The 1,687-nt window shown below is 43.6% G+C and carries 3 protein-coding genes; 2 read left to right on the top strand and 1 reads right to left on the bottom strand.

Features of this window, described 5'->3' with window-relative positions; translation table 11 throughout:
* The coding region (locus LYNGBM3L_RS12840) for a VOC family protein (RefSeq protein WP_008183542.1) at positions 1-727 on the top strand (727 nt) is incomplete at its 5' end.
* A 28-nt stretch (positions 728-755) separates the two neighbouring features.
* On the opposite strand, the gene LYNGBM3L_RS12835 is transcribed toward LYNGBM3L_RS12840, so the two are convergent.
* Positions 756-1,082: an EamA family transporter gene (locus LYNGBM3L_RS12835; protein WP_161603155.1), complete on the bottom strand. Its 327-nt coding sequence runs from the start codon at positions 1,080-1,082 to the stop codon at positions 756-758.
* 125 nt (positions 1,083-1,207) lie between these two features.
* Between LYNGBM3L_RS12835 and LYNGBM3L_RS12830 the strand changes: the two genes are divergently transcribed.
* On the top strand, positions 1,208-1,687 hold a 480-nt coding region (locus LYNGBM3L_RS12830; protein WP_008183537.1), incomplete at its 3' end, for a class II aldolase/adducin family protein.

The following is a 1,687-nucleotide window of genomic DNA, read 5'->3' as shown; positions in this document are numbered from 1 at the left end:
GATGGACTTATCTACCTACCAATTGGACGAGGCTAAAAACTTTTATGCTTCAACATTTCATTGGAAATATCAGGTCGATGAACCAACGCTGGAAGGTCCTTATCTCATGGCGCATTTGGGTAATCAATATGTAGCGGGTATATACGAATTACCACAAGCATTCAAGAAAAAGAATTTTCCCTCTTTCTGGATGCCCTATTTGAATGTCCAGGACGCCAACGCAACTGTATCCCAGGCGCTGGATTTTGAAGGCGTTTCCATTGAATTGCCTCCTACTACCCTATCTGATGGCAGTACCATTGCGCTCATTCGAGACCCACTTGGTGCAGGCTTCACGGTTTATGAAGGGGTTATTCCCAACAGACCATTGAGAGCAGGTCATGGTATACCGATGTGGTTTGAGCTTCACCTAAGTCGTTTACGTGAAGTGATCCCTTTTTATGAACAGCTTTTTAACTGGAAGGTTGACCTTATAGGTGACGAAAGTGAGGCCCTAATCTCTTTACAAGATGGAACGCCAATTGCCAACTTCTATGAATTACCGGAGGAATTCAGAGGAGGCTACGAGTATTGGATACCCACCTTTCAAATTGAAGCAATGGACCAGTACTTGCCCACGGTAAAAACATCCGGAGGTAGCTACGCTAGCATTTTTGGTGCGAATCGTAAATTGGTTTTTGACTCTCAAGGAGCTACATTCATCGTCACTACGGGTATCAGCTCCTGAATGACAGGTTAGTTTTTCACTTTTTGATTTAAGTCAAAAATACCTGTAACTTCTTTTTGAAGCCTTGTGTAAAGCAAAAAATAAAGCCGAAGACTCCTACAAAACCAACCAGGAGCATTCCAGGTAATCGGTTGACGATAGCTGCTTTAGAAGGTATTACTTTCCAGGATAAAGCTAAAAGTCCCAGTACTGCAAAGAAAAAACGCCAAAACGCTGCCACATTTGGCGTGACACTCTCGAACATGATTTTCCCCAAATGGAAATTTAATGCCCAGAAAATGATCGATAAAGAGAGAAACAGATAGCCTTTCAAAACGGTCGGGAAGTTAGTGATAAGGTACGGTTCATTAACCATAATCTGCGGAAATGGTTCCTTCCTGATTGAAGTATTATAAAACGTTGAAAATCCATGGTTGCAAAGAAGACTTACCAGCCAAAGCATTATATTCGAGAATACATCATTTAACCTTATCTCGACCTATGGCTGTACCTAATCCACCGCTGGACATGCTTCCCAAGAATTTGCCAATGCCACCCTCCTATGATACGCCAGAGCAGCAAAGGAATTATCTGAAAAAGAAGTTAACCGGTGCCTTCCGGATCTTTGGGAAATTTGGCTTTTCCGAAGGAGTGGCGGGTCACATCACGGTAAGGGATCCGGAAATGTCCGATCACTTCTGGGTAAACCCTTTTGGCATGTCCTTCAACATCATTACTCCGGATGATCTATTGTTGGTGAACCATGAGGGTGAAGTAGTGGAAGGGAAATACCCCGTTAATCTAGCGGCATTTGCCATTCATTCTCAGGTACATGCGGCCAGACCAGACGTCCTGGCAGCGGCTCATGCGCATTCTGTATATGGAAAGTCATTTTCCTGTTTAGGCGAAAAGCTAGCTCCTATCACACAAGATGCCTGTGCTTTCTACGAGGATCACGGCTTATTTGACGATTATTCTGGC

Origin of the sequence: Moorena producens 3L (assembly GCF_000211815.1) — a bacterium.
Lineage (GTDB): Bacteria > Cyanobacteriota > Cyanobacteriia > Cyanobacteriales > Coleofasciculaceae > Moorena > Moorena producens.
This window is presented reverse-complemented; position numbering and strand designations above follow the sequence as displayed.

Coding starts and splice junctions, on each gene's coding strand:
- LYNGBM3L_RS12835 (WP_161603155.1), bottom strand. CDS start 1,082: ATGGTTAATGAACCGTACCTTATCACTAACTTCCCGACCGTTTTGAAA.